Genomic DNA, 17,640 nt, shown 5'->3' on the forward strand with positions numbered 1-17,640 from the left:
TAAAAGGGCCGAACATTGAATGTTCGGCCCTTTTAATTCAAAGCGTGCCTGAAGTAACCACGCCTCGCTGGCGATGAGCTGTTGTTAATGTTCGGTTATGTGGGCTGGCGCGTTGGTTGCACTGATCGGCCCCAGTATTCTCAAATAGAGATGCACCGTAGTACCGCTTCCCGGTGCTGTTTCGACGCGTGCGCCTCCGCCGGCATTTACCGCGAACTCCTGCACCTGAACAAGGCCGAGCCCGGCACCCGGGTCGGCACTTCTGGTCGTGAAGAAAGGTTCGAAGATCTGCTCCTTGAGCTCGGCTGTCATGCCAGGCCCGTTATCGTTCACGCTGAGTACCAGATAATCGCCTTCCGGGAATTGCGGGTCTTCCTTGATGGACTCCAGCCGGGTCGAGATATGCACCTTGCCGGGGCCTGAAATTGCATCACGCGCATTGCTCAGCAGATTCAATAAGGTGGTATGCAATTGCGCTTCTGCGCACAACACGCCCCAGCCTCGGGCGGACAGGTCGAATGAAAGGTCCAGCGTGTCGCCTGCCGAACGCAACAGAAGGTCACGCGCGGCATCGATCCGTTCGCTGACATCGATGCAGATCAGTTCGGGACCGTCATGGCGAACGCTGTTGAGCAGGCGAGTCACCAGGTGGCGACCGTGATCCACTGCTCGCAGTCCGGTATCGCTGAGCGTCTCGACGTCGGTAGGGCGGCGTGAGCGCATGCGGATCAGTTGCAGGCTGGCACTCAGTGCCTGGAGCAGGTTGTTGAAGTCATGAGCGATGCTTGCCGTGAGCATGCCCAGCGAAGACACCCGTTGCGACTGGCGCAAATTGCGCTCCAGAGCCAGGCTTTGGCTCTGTGCGCTTTCGAGCCCCAGCGCCAGTTCGGCGGCGTGCTGGTCACGTTGCTCCGAGACCAGGCGGTATTGCATCAGGGCTGCGGTTTGCCGCGCCAGTGCCAGCAGGGCACGACGTTGCTGTTCGCTCAGTACGCGCGGCCAGATGTCGATCACGCAGACGGTGCCCAGCGCATGACCGGCCTCGGTACGAATCGGCGCACCTGCATAAAAACGGATGTAGGGAGGCCCGAGCACCAGCGGACTCTCTCTGAAGCGAGGGTCAGTGGTTGCGTCTTCCACCACCAGCACATCGGAAGGCTGCAGGATGGCGTGGGCGCAGAATGCCAGGTCGCGATGCGTCTCCTGCACGTCCAGGCCGATGCAGGCCTTGAACCACTGGCGTTCTCGGTCAACCAGCGAAACCAGCGCGATGGGCGCGTCGCACAATGTGGTGGCGAGCAGCACAATGTCGTCGAAGTCTTGCTCGGGAGCACTGTCCAGTATCTTGAGATGCTCAAGAGACAGGACTCGTTCTTCCTCGCTGGCGGGGAGTGGCGCAGGGTGGTGGGTCATGGGGCGCACCGCGATCGGATGAAATTGGGTCTTATGATGCCTATGATCCATAGAGTGCAGCAAGGTATACGCCGCATAAATCAGCTCGGCGTGCGCAGGTTTGAACGATGTCCCCTTTATTCAGCCTCCCCCCTCGACACGCAGTGAAGCAATCCTGCGCAATCGAAGGGCGTTCCGATCGTGTTCGAATACCCTCGAAACAGTCACTTCTTACTGTCTTGGCTGGTGCTCCGAACCCTATATGGCGACGCGCTATTAAATGGCACTTGTAATAGAAGTTAAAGTTCACTCGTCATAAGAAGTTGGCAGGTATTGAGAGTAATGAACCGGCCGTTCTGAACGCTATTTTTGTAACTTATTATGTCCATATTATGTGTGCTGTGTAATAAACTGCTGTCCGGTTTTTGCGCTGGCAAAGATCGTTGGCCTATCACTAACGTCTGTATTCTTCAGGAGCAACGCCGATGCCCGGCCCAAATGAATCAAGTCCTGCCGAACTCTTGCCCGAGGGGGCTGCCGACGACCGAGTTACCAGTCTGCTATGGGGGCCATTCTGGCTCGGGGATTCTTCCGGTACCCATCTGACTTACAGTTTTCATCGGGCCGACTCTGTCTATGCCACTGACTACAGTCGCTCTCAGGAACCCGGCGATGCCTATTCGCTGACCGACGCCCAGGCGGCAGCCGCAAAAAGCGCACTGGATGCCTGGAGCGCGGTGGCTGATATCAAGTTCACCGAGGTTCAGGACACCCCCGATAATGTCGGAGACATTCGCTTCGGCGGCTTCAAGGGCCTGCAAGGCACCGAGTTTGGCCAGGCTTACGCGCCGGGCACGCTGGGCCGCTCCGGCGATGTCTGGATCGGACCGAACGTCAACGCGGCCGATCCAGCCAAGGGCACGGACGATTACCTCACGTTCATGCATGAAACCGGTCATGCACTGGGCTTGAAGCATTCGTTCGAAGGCTCGCAGTACAACGATGTCCTGCTCGATGCCAAATTCGAAGATGCGCGTTACACCATCATGAGCTACACCAACAATTACAGCTTCAAGCCCACCACGCCGATGCTGCTCGATGTCGCGGCCATGCAGTTTATATACGGTGCCAACACCCACTATCACACTGGCGACGACGTCTATAAGTGGGCGCCCGGGCAATCGGTATTCGAGACCATCTGGGACGCTGGCGGCAAAGACACCATCGATGCCAGCAATCAGGAAGCTTCGGTGAAAATCAACCTCAACGAGGGTGAGTTCAGCACTATCGGCAAGGCGTTTCTCGATTACAACGCGAACCCTGACGCACCCACGCTGATGAATTCCGGATTGGCGATTGCCTACGGTGCGCACATCGAAAACGCCATAGGTTCTGCCTTCAATGACACGTTGATCGGCAACGATCTGGATAACGTGCTCAATGGCCGCGGTGGTCTGGATACCATGATCGGCGGACTGGGCAACGATACCTACGTCATCGATCAGGTCGGCGAACTGGACCTTGTTCAGGAAAAGGCCGATCAAGGCGTCGATACGCTGAAGATCACTTACGACAATACCTCGCCCATTGCACAGGTGATCAACCTCAATGCCGGGACGCTGGCGAACTTCGAGAATGTGCATCTCAAAGGCGAGGGTGCATTCACCGTGCTGGGCAATGACCGCAACAACACCCTGACCGGTAATGATGCGGACAACGTTCTGTTCGGCGGTGCCGGCAATGACAAACTGGTGGGCGGTCAGGGCGCCGATATCATGACTGGTGGTAGCGGTGCTGACCGTTTCGTGTTCAACGATCTGTCGGAAATGGGCAAAGGCCACAACAGCGACGTGATCACCGACTTCAATAGCCAGCAAGGCGACAAACTGAGCTTCCTGAAAATGGATGCCAACGTGGACACCAAGGCCCTCAATGCTTTCAGCTTCATCGGCAGCGGCGAGTTCACTGGCGCTGGCCAGCTGCGTTTCGCTGATCATGTGCTGTCCGGCAACGTCAACGCTGACCTACATGCGGACTTTGAAATCCAGCTGGTTGGCGTCACCGAGTTCCATGCCCACGATCTGGCGGTCTGATCGCTGACCTGAAAGACCGATCACAATGACAGGACTGCGCCGCTGACAGGCGCAGTCCTTTCCCGCCGACTTTCCCCTTCTTTTCTGGTTTTAATCGCGCACCGCAATTGGGCGAGGCAGCGTTTTGCGCGTTTTTTGGCACCGTGACGGTGCTGTTACAAAATTTAAAACCACAAATTCAATATATCCAACAAAACCCACTTGACTCATAAGGGCCTGCTGAATGTAATGCCCCGACAGCCGTTGGTGCCGTGCATTGCGCATAAGTGTCTGAGAGGTATCTGCTTTGATTGAGTCCAAGCCATCTTCCATGCCTAACGTGATTGAAGCTGCCACGCTTGTTCGCGAAGGGGGCCTGACGCCGATACGCTTGACCGAGTTGTGCCTTTCAGCGATTGAAACCCACAATTCCACACTGAATGCATTTGGTGATGTGTATGCCGAGGCGGCGCTTGAACAGGCCGCAGGCATGACAGCCGAACTGCAGCGCGGTGAGGTGCGCGGGCCGCTGCACGGCGTACCCTTTGGCATCAAGGATCTCTTTTCCACCGCAGGGCTGCGCACCACGCGGGGGTCGTTGACTGCGCTGGAGTCGGTGCCGGTTCAGGACGCACCCATCATCCGTCGCCTCAAAAACGCTGGCGCGATCATTCTTGGCAAGACCGCGACCACCGAGTTCGGCTGGACGGGCGCCAGTACGTCGCGGGTGTTCGGCAACGGGCGCAACCCGTGGGACCCGAACCTCACCAGCGGCGGCTCCAGCTCCGGTTCGGCCATTGCCGTGGCGGCGCGAATGGTGCCAGCCGCACTGGGCTCCGACGGTGGCGGCTCGGTACGTATTCCGGGCTCGTTCTGTGGCGCATTTGCCCTCAAGGGCACGCTGGGCCGTATTCCCACCTGGCCCTGGTCGGCCACCGAGATGCTCAGTCATGCCGGACCGATCACCCGCACCGTGCGCGACAGCGCATTGCTGTTCGACATTCTGTCGGGCCCCGATCCACTGGATCATCAGGCGCTGCCAGCCCCTGACGAGTCCTTTCTGGCCCGTTGCGACCAGCCGCTGAAACCCTTGCGCATCGGTTTCTGCCCGACGCTGTTCGACACGCCAGTCGATGCGCAAGTCGCAGCAGCGGTTGATGCCGCCGTGGGTACTATCGCCAGGTCGCTGCCCGTCACAGTCAGCACACTCAAACCGGATTGGCATGACCCGCTGGCGACCTTCGAAACCCTGTGGGTCGCCGGGCGCGGTATTGCCTATGGCAAGGCGCTTGCGCAGAAACTGGACCAGCTCGATCCCGGCTTTGCCGATCTGATCAAGCGGTCTGCCCAGTACAGCCTGAGTGATTATCTGCAGGCTCTTCAACAGCGTGCGGCGTTCGCCAATCAGGTGCACGCGCTGTTTGAAGATTACGATCTGCTGCTCATGCCCACGCTGCCGATCCTGCCGTTTGCCGCAGACGATGTCGCCCCCGTGGGCTATGCCGGGCAGGACGGCGCTGTGCCGTGGGCGCGCTGGACGCCGTTCACTTACCCTTTCAACATCACCGGCAACCCGGCCGCCAACCTGCCTTGTGGCTGGAGCTCCGAGGGGTTGCCGATCGGCCTGCAAGTCGTAGGTCCACGCTTTGCCGATGCCCAGGTGCTGCAGTTCTGTGTCGCTGTAGAAGCCATTGCGCCCTGGGATCAGCACCTGCCACCGGTTTCGGGGCAATAGACATGTCGCTCTCGCACACGGATCAGGGGCCCAACGGCCCGGACACTGGAGTCATCACTTTGCAACGGAATGTCACCCCCATGCTCAATCAGCCGCGTCTGGACGAAATCATGCGCCTGCTCGCTCAACAGCAGCGGGTCAAGGCGTCGGACCTTGCACAATTGCTGTTTGTCTCCGAAGAGACCATCCGCCGCGACTTCAAGCATCTGGAGGAAGAGGGCAGGTTAAGGCGCATTCACGGTGGCGCGATTCTGCCCAGGTCCAGCGAAGAATTGCCGTTGCAGGAGCGCAGCAGGCTCAAGCCTCGCGCCAAGGCGGGCATCGCCGTGCGTGCTGCGCAGCTGGTCAGCGAAGGCATGGCCATCTTCCTCGACACCGGCACCTCGACGCTGGCGCTGGCCCAGCAACTGACCCGGTTCAGTCAGTTGAAGATCATCACCAATTCGCTGGACATCGCCCAGTTGATATCGCACCAGAGCGACAATCAGGTTCTGGTTGCGCCCGGTGATGTGCGGCGCACCGACAACGCCTTGATCGGTCCCCATACGCTGGAATTCGCTCGGCAGTTTCACTACGACATTGCCTTCATGGGCATCGGCGGCATTGACCTGGACTTTGGCCTGATGGATTACCAGGAGCCAGAAGCCATGTTGCGCAGAACGCTGGTCAGGCATTGCACGCGCAGCGTTGTGCTGGCTGACGATGGCAAGTTCGGTCATCGCACCTTTATCAACACCCTGCCATTTGCCGCGATCACGACCCTGGTCACTAATCGCGCGCTATCCGACGAGTTTGCGACACGCCTGGAGAAAGATCATGTCGACACCCTCTATTCCTGAACTGATCGAGCCGGGCGCAGCTGATCTGGCAGCGTTCGAAGCATTGTTTCGGCAAAGCTCGGCGATCGGTGCCACACCCGCCGGTGGTTTGCATCGGCTGGCGGCTTCGGTCGAAGACGGTCAGGTACGCGACCTGTTTCGGGACTGGCTCGACGCGCACGGCTTCGAAGTCCGTATCGATGCGGTGGGCAACCTGTTTGGCCTCATGACCTTTGATCCTGACGCGCCTTATCTGCTCTGCGGTTCGCACCTGGACAGCCAGCCGAGTGCCGGGCGTTTCGATGGCGTATACGGCGTGCTTGCCGGCGCCGTGGCGGTGTCCAGTCTGACGCGGCAATTGCTTGAGCGTGGCGAAGTCCCACGCTGTAATCTGGCGGTCGTCAACTGGACCAACGAGGAGGGCGCGCGCTTTCAGCCGAGCCTGATCGGCAGTGGCGTGTTCACCGGTGCCTTGAAGCTGAACGACGCCTGGGAAAGCCGCGATGGTGATGGCATCCGTCTCAAGGACGCCCTGCAGGCCATCGGGTATCTGGGCAACGATCAGGTTGATGTGAACATTGCCGGGTATGTCGAGATTCATGTCGAGCAGGGTGCTGGCCTGGAAAGCAGCCAGACGGCTATCGGCGTAGTGCGCGAGACCTGGGCCGCGCTGAAACGGCGAGTGCGTTTCGATGGCGAGCAGAATCACACCGGCCCCACGCCCATGGCCGCGCGCCGGGATGCGTTGCTGGCTGCTGCACACACCATCACTGCGGTGCATGACGAAGCCTTGCAGCACGGCGTGCAGATGCACAGTTCGGTAGGACGTATCGAGGTCTACCCCAATTCGCCCAACGTCGTGCCTTCGCGGGTGTCGCTGCTCATCGAGTACCGCTCCCGCGACGTCGATCTGCTGAGTGCTGCCTCGGAACGCCTGGATGCAACGCTGCACGCGATCGCCGACAAGACCATGACCGCGTTTGAAGTGGAAAGCAGCGTCTTGCGCTCGCCTGCCAGGCTGCATGACGGATTCGCTGCACTGGCGCATGGCGTAGGCGCTGAGCTGGGTTTGTCGACCACCGACAGCATGACCGTCGCCGGTCACGATGCGATCAGTCTGAACCGGCGCTATCCCGTGTGCCTGCTGTTCATCCCCAGCAGCAATGGCGTTTCTCATAATGAGGCCGAGTACACCAGCGATCAGGACATGCACAACGGTTTGCGCATGCTGACCGGTCTGTTGCATCGGGCTTGCACCTCATCCGCGTCATTTAATTGAGGGGCTGAGCATGTCATATGCCGACGACCTGACCACACGCCTGCGCAGCGCACTGGCACCTTGCGGGTTCGCTGAGGACGCCGAGATCGAGAACGTGACGCAGGGCGTGGCCTCGCCTTCGAGATTGTCGACCGAGTGGGCAGGCTTTCGGGTCAGTAGCGCGCAGGGCGGTTGCTACGCCAAGGTTCTGCATGCCGACATGGCGCAACTGATCGATTTCGACACGGTAGCCCAGGCCAGCGAATGTGCCGGCCGCAGTACGGCGGCACCGCGTCTGCTTGGCGCAGACCAGGCCAATGGCGTGCTGATCTTCGAGGACCTGGGTTCGAACTGGCGAGCTGCGCGGCTCGACGATCTGCTCGCACCCGGTCGGCTTGCAGCGCTATGGGCACTCAAACGGCAGGTGCATGCCGGACCTGTGCCTGATGCCGTGCGCTCGCCGATGGCGGATATCGAGCGTCTTCGCACCTTGTGCGGGCGCGATAACGTTGCGCTGCCTGCCGAGCATCAATGGATCGACCGCTGCGTCGACATGGCCTGCCAGGCGCTGCAGAGCCACGCCGTGCAAGCAGTTCCGCTGCACGGTGACGGAGTGTCCAGCAACGTCATGGTGTCCAGCGAAGGCCAGTTGCGTCTGGTGGATTTTGACTACGGTGGCTGCATGGACCCGTGGTACGACGTGGCGATTACCCTCAATGAGCTTTATTCGTTCGAGCGTCAGTGGCGCGAGGGGATCAGCGCGTGGGCCGGACAATGCCTGGAAATCGACTACGCCGTGTGCCGTCTGTATGCGCTGATCAACGACTGGTACTGGACATTGTGGGGGCTTTGGGCCGGTACCACGTCCTCGCGGCCACTGGAGTTTTCCAAGGTCGGGCAATGGACGCTGTTGCGCTGCCGACAGTGCGTTCAGGACCCGCGGCTGGAAGGCTGGATGCGTCAGGTTCAGGAGGGTAGAGCATGAAAACGTTAGGGCAGTCGGTCAGTACCCAGGAACGACAACTGGAAGCCGCCGTGCGCAGCATCGACAGCTGGCAAGGCCGCCGCGTTGACTACGAGCCGGTCAGTGGCGGCATTTCCAATACCAACTGGCGGGTCGAGGTCGAGGGTGCGGACACGGCTTATTTCTTCAAGGTGCCAGGCGTCGGTACAGAGATGTTCATCGACCGTCACACCGCCCACGAGGCCAGTGTGAAGGCTGCGCAAACCGGGTATGGCGCGCCGGTTTTCGCTTTCCTCGAAGCCTTCGGTGTCGAGGTGTTCGAGTTCATGGAGGGCTGGCGGGCGTCGTCCAACCATGACTTCCTGCAACGCGACATACGCCACAGTGCCTTGCGCGGGCTCAAGGCGTTCAACGATCAGCCGCTGCTGCAACAGACCAAGACCGTGTTCGACATGATCACCGAGCACCAGAGCCAGGTGGCCGAGCTCAAGGGTATCAAGCCTCAGGATGACGACTGGCTGTGTCTGCAATATCAGCGCGCAAAGGCTGCGCTGCAGGCTTCCGGGATCGACTTGGCGCCGTGCATGAACGACACGCTGGCAGGCAACTTCATGCTTAATGCGGATCGCCAGATTCGCCTGGTGGATTTCGAGTACGCCTCCAACAACGACCGCCATTACGAATTGGCGCTGTGGTTCGGCGAGATGTTTTTCAGCGACGACATGGAGCTGGCGCTGATTGAGGACTACTTCGGCCAGGTCAGCGCGCAGACCGTCGCGCGGATCAAGCTCAACAAGGCCTTGGCCGACATCAAATGGTCGACCTGGGCGATGGTGCAGCACGCGGTGTCGCAACTGGACTTCGACTTTTACAAGTACGGCACCTGGAAGCACATGCGGGCGCGCAGCATCATCAATGATTCGCAATGGGAAACCTGGCTGCGGCAGGTCTGAGTCGATCTCGTCCTGTGAGCCTTCGAATACGTAAAACAAGTACTTCAATAATAAAAAAGTAGCGGGTAACCGCGTGTTTCTTTCACTGCTTGAGTTTTATCCGATCACTTATCCATAGCCAGATCCTGAAATTCAAGGAGCACTCCATGAGTAACGTTCCGTCCCTTTCTACCCCCGGCCGCCTGAAGAATCTGGTGTTTGGCCTGTACTTCTTCGCGCTGTTGATGATGGCGCTGTTTCCGCCGTTTTACCTCAAAGTCAGCGGCAGCAGCGTGCTGGTGCTCGGCATTCCGCTGCCGATCTTCTACTGGATTCTGATCGCGGTGCTCATGGGGCTGGGCCTGTGGATGCTCTACGTGGTCGAGTCGCTGCTGGGTGAAATTCCACAAGAGGGGGACGGGCAATGATCAGTACGACTATGGTTTCGGATCTTTACATCACCTTCGGCCTCATCGGTGTATTTCTGGCGGGCATGATTGCGGTGCTGTACGCGACGAACCGCAAGAGCGAGAGCTTTTCCGATTACGCCGTGGGTGGCCGCTCTTACGGGCCGTGGTTCATCGCCATGTGCTACACCAACTCCTGGTGGCCGGGCGCAACGTTCACAGCGTTTTTCGCCTTGTCGGTCGGTGGCGCGCTGGGCTTTTACGGCATGGTCTACGCCACGCTGGGCGTGACTGCGATGTACCTGATGGCCAACCGTGCCTGGACCTGGGGCAAGCGCTTCAACCTGACCACCCAACCGGATTTGCTGGGGATGCGCTTCAACAGTCCCGTGGTCAAACGCATTGCGTCGATCATCGGCATCATCTCGGTATTCCCCTGGGTGGTGATGGGGATTCAGGCCCTGGCGACGCTTTTTCAGTTCGCCAGCTTCGGCCGCTGGGGCGTGACCACCTGCCTGTTGGTCGGGGTGGTGGTGATCCTGATTCGTCAGTACTGGACGGTGAGCATGGGCATGCGCGGCCTGATCATGACCGACATGTATCAAGGTTTGATCGCCTACGTACTGTGCGCTGCGCTGTGCATCTTCCTGCTGTTCGGTGCGCAGGCGTCGTTCAGCAACCTGTCGCAGTTGCCCGCCAGCATGCTGGTGATTCCTGGCGGAGCAGGCAGTACCTATGGGCCGATGTACATGTTCAGCCTGATCTTTACCGGCGTGATCGGCTCGATGTGCTGGCCGATGAGTTTTCAGCGTATCTACACCGCCAGCGGCGTGCGCTCGGTGAAGAAGGGCACGCTGCTGACCATCCTGCTGGTAGGCGGCTTTTACGGGATTCTTATGCTCTTCGCCGCGGCGATCAGCCAGGACCCGAACGTTGCCGCTCATCCGCAACACGGCTGGTTCCTGTCCCTGTTCGACATCGGCGGGCCATGGCTGCTCGGCGTGGCAATCATGATCGTACTGGCAGCCAGTATCGGCCATGTCGACGGCTGCGTGCAGGTGTGCGGTACGCAGTTTGCCAATGACCTGGCGACCTGGAGCAAGCCGCGCAGTGATCGCGAGAAGACCATTCTCGCCAAGGTCGGCATGGTGGTGTTCATTGCGGCGGCCTCATTGCTGGCCTACCTGACCTTCGACTATGCCCGCCTGCAATTGCTGGCGCAGATTTCCTATCAGGGCATCATCCAGTTGGCCGTGCCGCTGTTTTTCGGCGTGTTCAGTCGTCATGGCAACAAGCAGGGCGCGATTGCCGGCATGCTGGTGGGGATCGTGATCGCCATCGTGCTGACCACGATCTACCCGGATGACATTCCGGCACTGGGCTCGTTGACCAGTGGCATCGTCGGTCTGATTTTCAATGCGGGCATCTTCGTTGCCTGTGCCGTTGCCATCAAACCGAGTGCGGATGAAGTCAGACGCGTCGATGAGTTGTTCGCCATGGCGGCGCCAGCTCGGCGTGGCGTGGGTCCGGTTGTGGCGATGAGCTGACGCTGCCTGTGGCTCAGCGCGCATTGATAAAGTCGATGAAAGCCCTCAGCGGCGAGGGCAGGTAGCGGCGCCCCGGGTCGTACAGATACGGCCTGGTAAAGCGCTGCCACCAAGGCTCGAACAGGAGGCTGCTTAATCAGAGCCTGCCTTCCTCGCGCAACAGTGCGCCAATGCGTTCTATCTCCAGCTCGCCCTGAATCAGCGCGGCTTTGCTGGTGTGTACCGAGTAGTAGCCTGTGACCAGGTCGTGCGGGTGCTTGACTGCCGATCCCAGCACGAAGTGGGCATCACCCTTGGCGACGATGTCGATGGGGCGATCCGATTCCTCGAAAATCACCAGCTCACCCGCGCCGATCGGGCCGCCTGCGTCCAGCTGTCCGGTGTGGACTGCCAGCCAGCCCACGCTATGGCCAGCGGGTGGTGTATAGCGCCAGTGCTCGCCATCCTTGAGCTGTACTGCCAGATAATTCATGCCTTCCGGTGCCGGCAGGCTGCTTTTTGCGCTGCCATAGCGTCCCAGAAGCACGTTTGCCGGGCCTTGTTGCGCAACCTGCGCTGCCGACAGGTATACGCTTTGTGCCGGGCCATTTTCCTGCGCGGCGGGCAGTGCGACCCATAGCTGAAAGCCCCTGACTGCCGAACCGCTGATTGGTTGGGCGTCATGCCAGACGCCATTGCCGGCGTTCATCCATTCCACACCGCCGCTCGGCAGTACTCCGGATTTGCCGGTGGTGTCTTCATAGGTGAGTTCGCCTTCGATCATGTAGGTCAGCGTCGCGATACCCGAATGCGGGTGCATGCCGAATCCTGTTTTCCCCGGCTCGGACGTGAAGCCGATTCGATCCAGAAACACGAAAGGCTTCAACAATTGACCCAGATCGCCCGGGCTCACCAGTCGGGTGATCGGCCCGCGGGTTTTGCCGGTAGTGCGATGGGTAATGGCGCGTGGCCGAATACTGGCGATGCTGTTCATGGCGTTCTCCTCTGGGCCTTGATGCCTGAGCGCCAAGAATAAGCGTCAATGGATTGCTTGATTAGCCGGTATAGTTGGCTTGGACTGATCCATAAATTGAAGGAATCCGGGCATGGTGTTCGATCTCAATGACGTTGCCCTGTTTGTGCAGGTGGTGCGCAGCGGCAGTTTTGCCCAGGCAGCAAGGCACTTGGGCATGCCTTCCAATACGATCAGCCGCAGGGTTCAGCAACTGGAAATGCAGCTGGACACTCGCCTGTTGCAGCGATCGACGCGTAAGCTGGTGCTCACTCAGGCTGGAGAGGATTTCTACGGCCGTTGCGTCGGTGCGGTCGACGGAGTGATGGAGGCCGCAGAACAGCTTGCTTCAGGGCGTGATGAGCCGGGTGGTCTGGTACGTATCGCAGCGATGGCTGATTTCTTCGACTTTTTCTCGATGGACTGGGTGGCCGGTTTTCTTGCCCGCTACCCGCGCGTTCAACTGGAGTTCGTGCTCAGTGATGATCACGCTGACCTGATCGCTGACAGGCTGGACATCGCCTTTCGGGGCGGCCCCTTGCAGGACTCGGGATACGTTGGGCGGCAATTGATCGATGAAAGTCATGACACGATGGTCGCCAGTCCGACTTATATTGCCGCTTACGGCATGCCTGATTCCCTGCAGAGCCTGCACAGCCATTATTGTGTCAGCGCAGCGCATCGCGGTGGCGTCACAGCCTGGCGGTTGCTCGGGCCGGACGCGAAGATGCATGAGGTGCACATTGCCAGCCGGTTCAATGCCAACACCGCGCAGGCGTTGCGCAAGGCGACCCTTGCCGGGCTCGGTATCGCGTTGTTGCCAGCGACGCTGATCCGCTCGGATCTGCGGGATGGCCGACTGGTGCCGGTACTGGCGCAGTACCAGCGCACCAGCCATGGTTTGCATGTGCTTTACCCCAGTCGGCAACATCTGCCGCCAGCGGTGTCGGCATTTATTGCGTTGGTGATGGAGAAACTAAGGGACAAGGCGTTTGCGGCGCAATGAGCAGCCTTGGCGGCACGCGATACTTGCGCGTTACTTGATTCGTGACGTCATATAGATCAGCCGAACGGTGGCGACGGTGATCGCTTCGGCGTCGTTCTTGATGTTTTCCAGCTGATTGCTGTCCACATTGCCAACGCCTGGATTCGATTCGATCAGGCGGGTGAACAGGTAAAGGTTCTGGGTCACGTCGTGCAGGTTGCCGTGCAAGCGTTCGACGACGCGGTTGAGCGGGGCGCAGCTGGGGCTGTCCGACGTTATGACAGTGGGGACGTTATGCGTAGCGCTGAGGCCGGTGACCACATAGGCCACATCAACGCCGGCATTCGAAATGCTGGACAGATAATCCGCACGGGGAGAGCGGACGCCGTTCTCGTAATTGCCCTGAGCGTTGGTTTCCACGCCACCTATCGCGCCCAGTGCGCTTTGCGAAAGCTTGAGGCGCAAACGTTCCTTTTTCAGCCGTGGTCCGATCCCTGTCATCCGTTTGTCCTCGATAAACTGTGCATCGCTACAGCCAGGGTTAACAAGCGTTTCCGGCATCGACTGATCAGACATCCCGGCAAAGGCGAGAGGTTGCGTGTTCGGTCCGATCAGGTACTAACGTGCCAGACAGGCGGCAGAGTGTACGTAGGAATCAGTCAGGGTGATACATTTTTGTACGGAATTGAACGCTTCTGAGCTGCGACGTCCAGGCGGCTGGCAGAAGGGTTTCAGGCCGAATGCAGCGAAATCGGGAGGCCTTGTGCGCAGGCCTCCCGAGAGGTTTACAGGCAGCGAGAACCAGGCTGTGCGGTCCAGCGCGCTGCCGTGGTGGCGATCTTGTCCGCCAGTTGGGCAACCGCTTTCTGGTGAGCAATGATGAGATTTTCCATGCCTTCACCGGCCTGCTCGCGGATCACGCTGCTGCAGGTCAGGCTCTGCCGTTTGCTGCCCGCCGTGGCACCGGCGTCGCGAAGGCCGAGTGTCCACACCACATCAATGAGTGCGTAGTTGCCGGGCATCGACTCGAAGCGCCTGACGTCCGTACGGATCGACAGCGTTGGCTGATCGCTGTTCTTTGGCAAACCGGCCATGTCGCGGCTGCCGAAACGGCGCTCCAGCTGCGGGGTCAGCGCGTCATGAAACTCGTCGCCCAGCGGTGATCCCCAGCGTTCAGTGTCCAGAATGGCCAGGCTGCCGTTACCCTGACGAACCACCAGCGGCGGCTGGTCGACCTGCACCGGCATGATGACCGGCAGCATCTCGAACTGGAACGGCATGGGTTTGCTGGTGGCAGCGCTCGTCGCGCCCATTGGCGCGATCAGCGTGTAGTAGTGGGTCTGTGTCGATGTGCAGGCACCCAGGCCCAGTGCTGCGGCAAGTACCACCAGTTTCAGGCGCAAGGTCATTGTTTTGGCTCCGGATCAATGGCTCGGGACGAGGACGGGGCGTTGAACGAGCGTGGGGCAGCATCGCCCGTGCGGCCGCGAATCAACGACTCAGGATGGCGGCTGAGGAAGTCGGTCAGGACCCGCACCGAACGCGCGGTACGTTGCACTTCATCCATGGCCTGGCCCAGTTGCTGACGCGCCGGTGAATCTTCGGCGAACGAGTCGTTGGCAGTGCCCAGGGTTTTCTCGGCCTGCTGCAAGGTGCCACGCATCTGCGGCAACACGCTGCTGTTGACCTGCTTGAGGGTTTTCTGCAACTCGCTGAGGGTGCCGTTGAGGTTGCCGGCCAGTTGGTCGATCGGCAAGTTGCTGAGCTTCTCGACGAATGCCTGCAGTTGCTCCTGCAGCTTGTCGAAGCTGCCCGGCACGGTAGGGATCTCCAGCGGTCGGGCCTTGGCGTTGAACGCGACCTTCGGCGCCTTCGGATCGAACTCCATGGCGATGTACAACTGGCCGGTCAGCAGGTTGCCGTTACGGACCTGGGCACGAAGACCATTGGCCACGAAGGCGCCCAATACCCGGGCAGACTGTTCTTCTTCATCACCCGAGCCGCCGAGTTCCTTGAGCTTGGACTCGGCCGCCCCCAGGCGCTTGGGATAAATCACCGCGCCAACGATGCCGGGGAAGGTCTTGGTGGCCGGGTCATAATCCAGATCGACCGATACCACCTTGCCGATATTGACCCCGAGGAAGTCTACCGCGGCATTGACCGTAAGACCGCGCAGCGATTGATTGAAGCGCATGCGGATGTAGCGTGGCTCGCCATCGGGAGGTGCCATCGCCGTGGTCTGGTCATCGAATATCTTGAATTCTGCGTTCTCGTCCGCCGGCTTCGAGTCCGGGCTCCAGTTGGGCTCGCGAAAGGCGATGCCCCCGGAAATGATCGAGGTCAGGGACTGTGTATTGACCTTGACCCCTGATGCGCCGACGGTGATGTCCACACCGCTGGCGTTCCAGAAGCGTGTGTCAGTGGTGATGTACTGATCGTTCGGTGCGTTGATGAAAATCTGGATATCGACGCCGCGGCCGTCCTTGGACAGATCGTAAGCTACCACCTGACCGACCTGAATGCGTCGGAAGTAGATCGGTGAACCGATGTCCAGCGAGCCCAGATCGTCAGTGTGCAGGGTGAAGCGCTTGCCTTTTTCGCCAAAGGTCACTGGAGGCGGGGTTTCCAGGCCGGTGAAGCTGGTCTTGGTTTCCTCTGCGCTGCCGGCGTCGGCGCCGATGAAAGCACCCGAAAGCAGTGTGTCTACACCCGAAACACCGTGTGCGCCGATGCGTGGGCGCACCACCCAGAACTGGCTGTCGACCCGTGTGAACGGAGTAGCACTGGTGTTCAGCTCGATGTTGGCCAGCACATGCGTGCGGTCTTCACTGAGGCTGATATCCGTGACCATGCCGATGACCACGTTCTTGTATTTGACCTGGGTCTTGTTGGCTTCCAGGCCTTCGGCTGTCAGGAAGCTGACAGTGATTCTGGGGCCGATGTTCATCCAGTCATGGAAGGCCATGGATATGCCAATGATCGCAGCAACGATCGGTACCAGCCAGATCAACGAGACACGCAGGCGACGACGTTTGACTTCAGGGCGTGGCACTGAAGCAGGCGGGGGGAGGGTACTATCAGACATCTTCAACCTCTGCGTCCCAGATAAGCCGGGGATCGAAACTCATGGCGGCGAACATCGTCATCACCACTACCAAGCCAAAAAACAGAATACCGAGTCGCGGCTCGATGGTGCTGAGCTCACGAAACTGAACAAGAGACGCTACAAGGGCTACAACCAGCACATCGAGCATCGACCAGTAACCGATCAATTCGATGAAACGGTACAGACGCGCGCGCTCGCGCATTGCCCAGGTGCTGCGACGCTGGCAGGTGATCAGCAGCATGCCGAGCACCAGAAACTTGATGCACGGCACCAGAACACTGGCGACGAAGATCAGGATGGCGATGTCCCAGGAGCCGCTTTCGAAAAACTCGATGACGCCGCTCATGATCGTGCTTTCGCTGCGGTTGCCCAGCAGGTTGGTGTACATCACCGGCAGTACGTTGGCCGGGATATAGAAAATCAGCGCGGCAATCAGATACGCCCAGGTGCGGCTGATGCTGTTGGGCTTGCGCCTGTGCACCGGCGAATCACAGCGCGGACAGCGCGTAGCGTCCTCCTGGCAGGCATAGCCACAGGTGTGGCACAGGCAGAGCTTGTGTTCATGGGCGAAGGGGATGCCGTTCATTGCGGCTGCACTCCCAGTTCATCCCACAACCGGCGGATATCCTTGTTGGCGATCAGCAGGATCAGCACCATCAGCATTGCCATGGCCCAAAGGCCGACGCCGGGGTGTACGTCAAGCATCCCGGACAGTTTGATGATCGCCACCAGAATGCCGAGCATGCACACTTCGAGCATGCTCCATGGGCGCAAATGCTCAAGCGCACGCATACAGGTTCTGAAGCCGGGCGCAACGATGCCCTTGTGTGCATGTACCAGCACCCAGAACAGCAGGACGATTTGCAGCAGCGGCGCAAAAATGATCGACAGCCCGGCCACCAGTGCAATGATCGTGATTCGTCCTTGAGCAAGGGCTTCAACCGACTGCCAGAGCGTGACCTCGTTGGACAGGCCCTTCATGTTGATGCTGATGACCGGGAACAGATTGGCGAACAGGAAAAGCATGGCTGCGGCGATGGTCAACGCCAATAGCTGTTCTATGGTCACCCGATGGCCACGACCGAGCAGCGCTTCGCAGCGAAGGCAGAATGCCGCCTCGCCGGGTTGCAGAGGGTGAGCTTCGTAGAGCGAGTCGCAATGCTCGCAGATGATCAGGCCGGAAGAGTGTTCGATAGGATGCACAGTGCTCATCGACGCCATTGATGCAGAGGTAAGGAGGTAAGAACGCGCAGCACGAAAAGATACCTCGTTAATGGCAGTGTGAAGCGTTTTTTTTTGTACGGTCAGCGCTAGCGGGCTGGTACAAATCATTGACCGTCAGGGTGTCGGGTGGTTCACATGTCACTGCGCCATTATTCCATGCGCGGAGAATAGTGGCGAATCCGGTAGCAGCGATGCCCTCCATCTGTCGA

The 17,640-nt window shown here is 59.5% G+C and carries 16 protein-coding genes and 1 pseudogene; 9 read left to right on the top strand and 8 right to left on the bottom strand.

What is annotated here, in order from left to right:
* Window positions 1-84: 84 nt before the first annotated feature.
* A complete protein-coding gene (locus AO388_RS24440; RefSeq protein ID WP_058417390.1) occupies window positions 85-1,413 on the bottom strand; it encodes a sensor histidine kinase in 1,329 nt (442 codons plus the stop codon).
* Window positions 1,414-1,877: 464 nt separating this feature from the next.
* Here AO388_RS24440 and AO388_RS24445 point away from each other — a divergent pair, with 464 nt between their 5' ends.
* The 8 genes from AO388_RS24445 to AO388_RS24480 all read left to right on the top strand — a co-directional run bounded on the left by AO388_RS24445 (window position 1,878) and on the right by AO388_RS24480 (window position 11,125).
* Window positions 1,878-3,485 carry a M10 family metallopeptidase gene (locus AO388_RS24445; RefSeq protein ID WP_058417341.1) on the top strand — a complete coding sequence of 536 codons (1,608 nt, stop codon included), beginning with the start codon at window positions 1,878-1,880 and terminating at the stop codon, window positions 3,483-3,485.
* 310 nt (window positions 3,486-3,795) lie between these two features.
* Window positions 3,796-5,199, top strand: coding sequence for an amidase (locus AO388_RS24450; protein ID WP_058417342.1), 1,404 nt, complete (start codon window positions 3,796-3,798; stop codon window positions 5,197-5,199).
* Window positions 5,200-5,279: 80 nt separating this feature from the next.
* Window positions 5,280-6,038, top strand: coding sequence for a DeoR/GlpR family DNA-binding transcription regulator (locus AO388_RS24455; protein WP_003364616.1), 759 nt, complete (start codon window positions 5,280-5,282; stop codon window positions 6,036-6,038).
* Window positions 6,016-7,296, top strand: coding sequence for a Zn-dependent hydrolase (locus AO388_RS24460; protein ID WP_058396280.1), 1,281 nt, complete (start codon window positions 6,016-6,018; stop codon window positions 7,294-7,296). Before AO388_RS24455 ends, AO388_RS24460 begins: the two co-directional genes overlap by 23 nt.
* A 10-nt stretch (window positions 7,297-7,306) precedes the next feature.
* Window positions 7,307-8,260, top strand: a complete 954-nt coding sequence (locus tag AO388_RS24465) for an aminoglycoside phosphotransferase family protein (RefSeq protein WP_058417343.1) — start codon at window positions 7,307-7,309, stop codon at window positions 8,258-8,260.
* Window positions 8,257-9,192 carry a choline kinase family protein gene (locus AO388_RS24470; RefSeq protein WP_003364609.1) on the top strand — a complete coding sequence of 312 codons (936 nt, stop codon included), beginning with the start codon at window positions 8,257-8,259 and terminating at the stop codon, window positions 9,190-9,192. Before AO388_RS24465 ends, AO388_RS24470 begins: the two co-directional genes overlap by 4 nt.
* Window positions 9,193-9,338: 146 nt before the next feature.
* Entirely contained in the window at window positions 9,339-9,599 is a 261-nt protein-coding gene (locus tag AO388_RS24475; RefSeq protein WP_003364607.1) for a hypothetical protein, read from the top strand.
* Window positions 9,596-11,125, top strand: coding sequence for a sodium:solute symporter family protein (locus AO388_RS24480; RefSeq protein WP_004413851.1), 1,530 nt, complete (start codon window positions 9,596-9,598; stop codon window positions 11,123-11,125). Before AO388_RS24475 ends, AO388_RS24480 begins: the two co-directional genes overlap by 4 nt.
* Before the next feature lie 13 nt (window positions 11,126-11,138).
* Here the strand turns inward: AO388_RS24480 and AO388_RS28140 are convergent.
* Together AO388_RS28140 and AO388_RS24485 are read right to left on the bottom strand one after the other, a co-directional pair.
* Window positions 11,139-11,249: pseudogene (locus AO388_RS28140) on the bottom strand (LysR family transcriptional regulator); the annotation flags it as partial.
* A gap of 12 nt (window positions 11,250-11,261) precedes the next feature.
* Window positions 11,262-12,098, bottom strand: a complete 837-nt coding sequence (locus tag AO388_RS24485) for a pirin family protein (protein ID WP_058417344.1) — start codon at window positions 12,096-12,098, stop codon at window positions 11,262-11,264.
* A gap of 112 nt (window positions 12,099-12,210) precedes the next feature.
* Between AO388_RS24485 and AO388_RS24490 the strand changes: the two genes are divergently transcribed.
* Complete coding sequence (locus AO388_RS24490) at window positions 12,211-13,122, top strand: LysR family transcriptional regulator (protein WP_004413849.1); 912 nt, start codon at window positions 12,211-12,213, stop codon at window positions 13,120-13,122.
* Window positions 13,123-13,152: 30 nt separating this feature from the next.
* Here AO388_RS24490 and AO388_RS24495 read toward each other — a convergent pair whose 3' ends face one another.
* From AO388_RS24495 to AO388_RS24515, 5 genes are all read right to left on the bottom strand, one after another.
* Entirely contained in the window at window positions 13,153-13,602 is a 450-nt protein-coding gene (locus AO388_RS24495; RefSeq protein WP_054081032.1) for a helix-turn-helix domain-containing protein, read from the bottom strand.
* Between the two features lie 284 nt (window positions 13,603-13,886).
* Window positions 13,887-14,510 (bottom strand): PqiC family protein, encoded by a 624-nt coding sequence (locus AO388_RS24500; protein WP_044309353.1) that lies wholly within the window; start codon window positions 14,508-14,510, stop codon window positions 13,887-13,889.
* The gene (locus AO388_RS24505) at window positions 14,507-16,186 is read right to left on the bottom strand and encodes a PqiB family protein (protein WP_003364592.1); all 1,680 of its coding nucleotides are present in this window, start codon (window positions 16,184-16,186) and stop codon (window positions 14,507-14,509) included. The genes AO388_RS24500 and AO388_RS24505 overlap by 4 nt, the downstream gene beginning before the upstream one ends.
* Window positions 16,179-16,793, bottom strand: coding sequence for a paraquat-inducible protein A (locus tag AO388_RS24510; RefSeq protein WP_003364588.1), 615 nt, complete (start codon window positions 16,791-16,793; stop codon window positions 16,179-16,181). The genes AO388_RS24505 and AO388_RS24510 overlap by 8 nt, the downstream gene beginning before the upstream one ends.
* Complete coding sequence (locus AO388_RS24515) at window positions 16,790-17,419, bottom strand: paraquat-inducible protein A (protein ID WP_044309352.1); 630 nt, start codon at window positions 17,417-17,419, stop codon at window positions 16,790-16,792. Before AO388_RS24515 ends, AO388_RS24510 begins: the two co-directional genes overlap by 4 nt.
* Window positions 17,420-17,640 lie beyond the last annotated feature (221 nt).

It is taken from the genome of Pseudomonas sp. ICMP 10191, from assembly GCF_001467335.1.
Classification (GTDB): domain Bacteria; phylum Pseudomonadota; class Gammaproteobacteria; order Pseudomonadales; family Pseudomonadaceae; genus Aquipseudomonas; species Aquipseudomonas cerasi.

What these genes read in the sequence shown, in the direction of transcription:
- AO388_RS24485 (WP_058417344.1), bottom strand. Translation starts at nt 12,098, where the DNA reads ATGAACAGCATCGCCAGTATTCGGCCACGCGCCATTACCCATCGCACT.
- AO388_RS24510 (WP_003364588.1), bottom strand. Translation starts at nt 16,793, where the DNA reads ATGAACGGCATCCCCTTCGCCCATGAACACAAGCTCTGCCTGTGCCAC.
- AO388_RS24515 (WP_044309352.1), bottom strand. Translation starts at nt 17,419, where the DNA reads ATGAGCACTGTGCATCCTATCGAACACTCTTCCGGCCTGATCATCTGC.
- AO388_RS24495 (WP_054081032.1), bottom strand. Translation starts at nt 13,602, where the DNA reads ATGACAGGGATCGGACCACGGCTGAAAAAGGAACGTTTGCGCCTCAAG.
- AO388_RS24445 (WP_058417341.1), top strand. Translation starts at nt 1,878, where the DNA reads ATGCCCGGCCCAAATGAATCAAGTCCTGCCGAACTCTTGCCCGAGGGG.
- AO388_RS24455 (WP_003364616.1), top strand. Translation starts at nt 5,280, where the DNA reads ATGCTCAATCAGCCGCGTCTGGACGAAATCATGCGCCTGCTCGCTCAA.
- AO388_RS24475 (WP_003364607.1), top strand. Translation starts at nt 9,339, where the DNA reads ATGAGTAACGTTCCGTCCCTTTCTACCCCCGGCCGCCTGAAGAATCTG.
- AO388_RS24505 (WP_003364592.1), bottom strand. Translation starts at nt 16,186, where the DNA reads ATGTCTGATAGTACCCTCCCCCCGCCTGCTTCAGTGCCACGCCCTGAA.
- AO388_RS24480 (WP_004413851.1), top strand. Translation starts at nt 9,596, where the DNA reads ATGATCAGTACGACTATGGTTTCGGATCTTTACATCACCTTCGGCCTC.
- AO388_RS24470 (WP_003364609.1), top strand. Translation starts at nt 8,257, where the DNA reads ATGAAAACGTTAGGGCAGTCGGTCAGTACCCAGGAACGACAACTGGAA.
- AO388_RS24460 (WP_058396280.1), top strand. Translation starts at nt 6,016, where the DNA reads ATGTCGACACCCTCTATTCCTGAACTGATCGAGCCGGGCGCAGCTGAT.
- AO388_RS24440 (WP_058417390.1), bottom strand. Translation starts at nt 1,413, where the DNA reads ATGACCCACCACCCTGCGCCACTCCCCGCCAGCGAGGAAGAACGAGTC.
- AO388_RS24465 (WP_058417343.1), top strand. Translation starts at nt 7,307, where the DNA reads ATGTCATATGCCGACGACCTGACCACACGCCTGCGCAGCGCACTGGCA.
- AO388_RS24500 (WP_044309353.1), bottom strand. Translation starts at nt 14,510, where the DNA reads ATGACCTTGCGCCTGAAACTGGTGGTACTTGCCGCAGCACTGGGCCTG.
- AO388_RS24450 (WP_058417342.1), top strand. Translation starts at nt 3,796, where the DNA reads ATGCCTAACGTGATTGAAGCTGCCACGCTTGTTCGCGAAGGGGGCCTG.
- AO388_RS24490 (WP_004413849.1), top strand. Translation starts at nt 12,211, where the DNA reads ATGGTGTTCGATCTCAATGACGTTGCCCTGTTTGTGCAGGTGGTGCGC.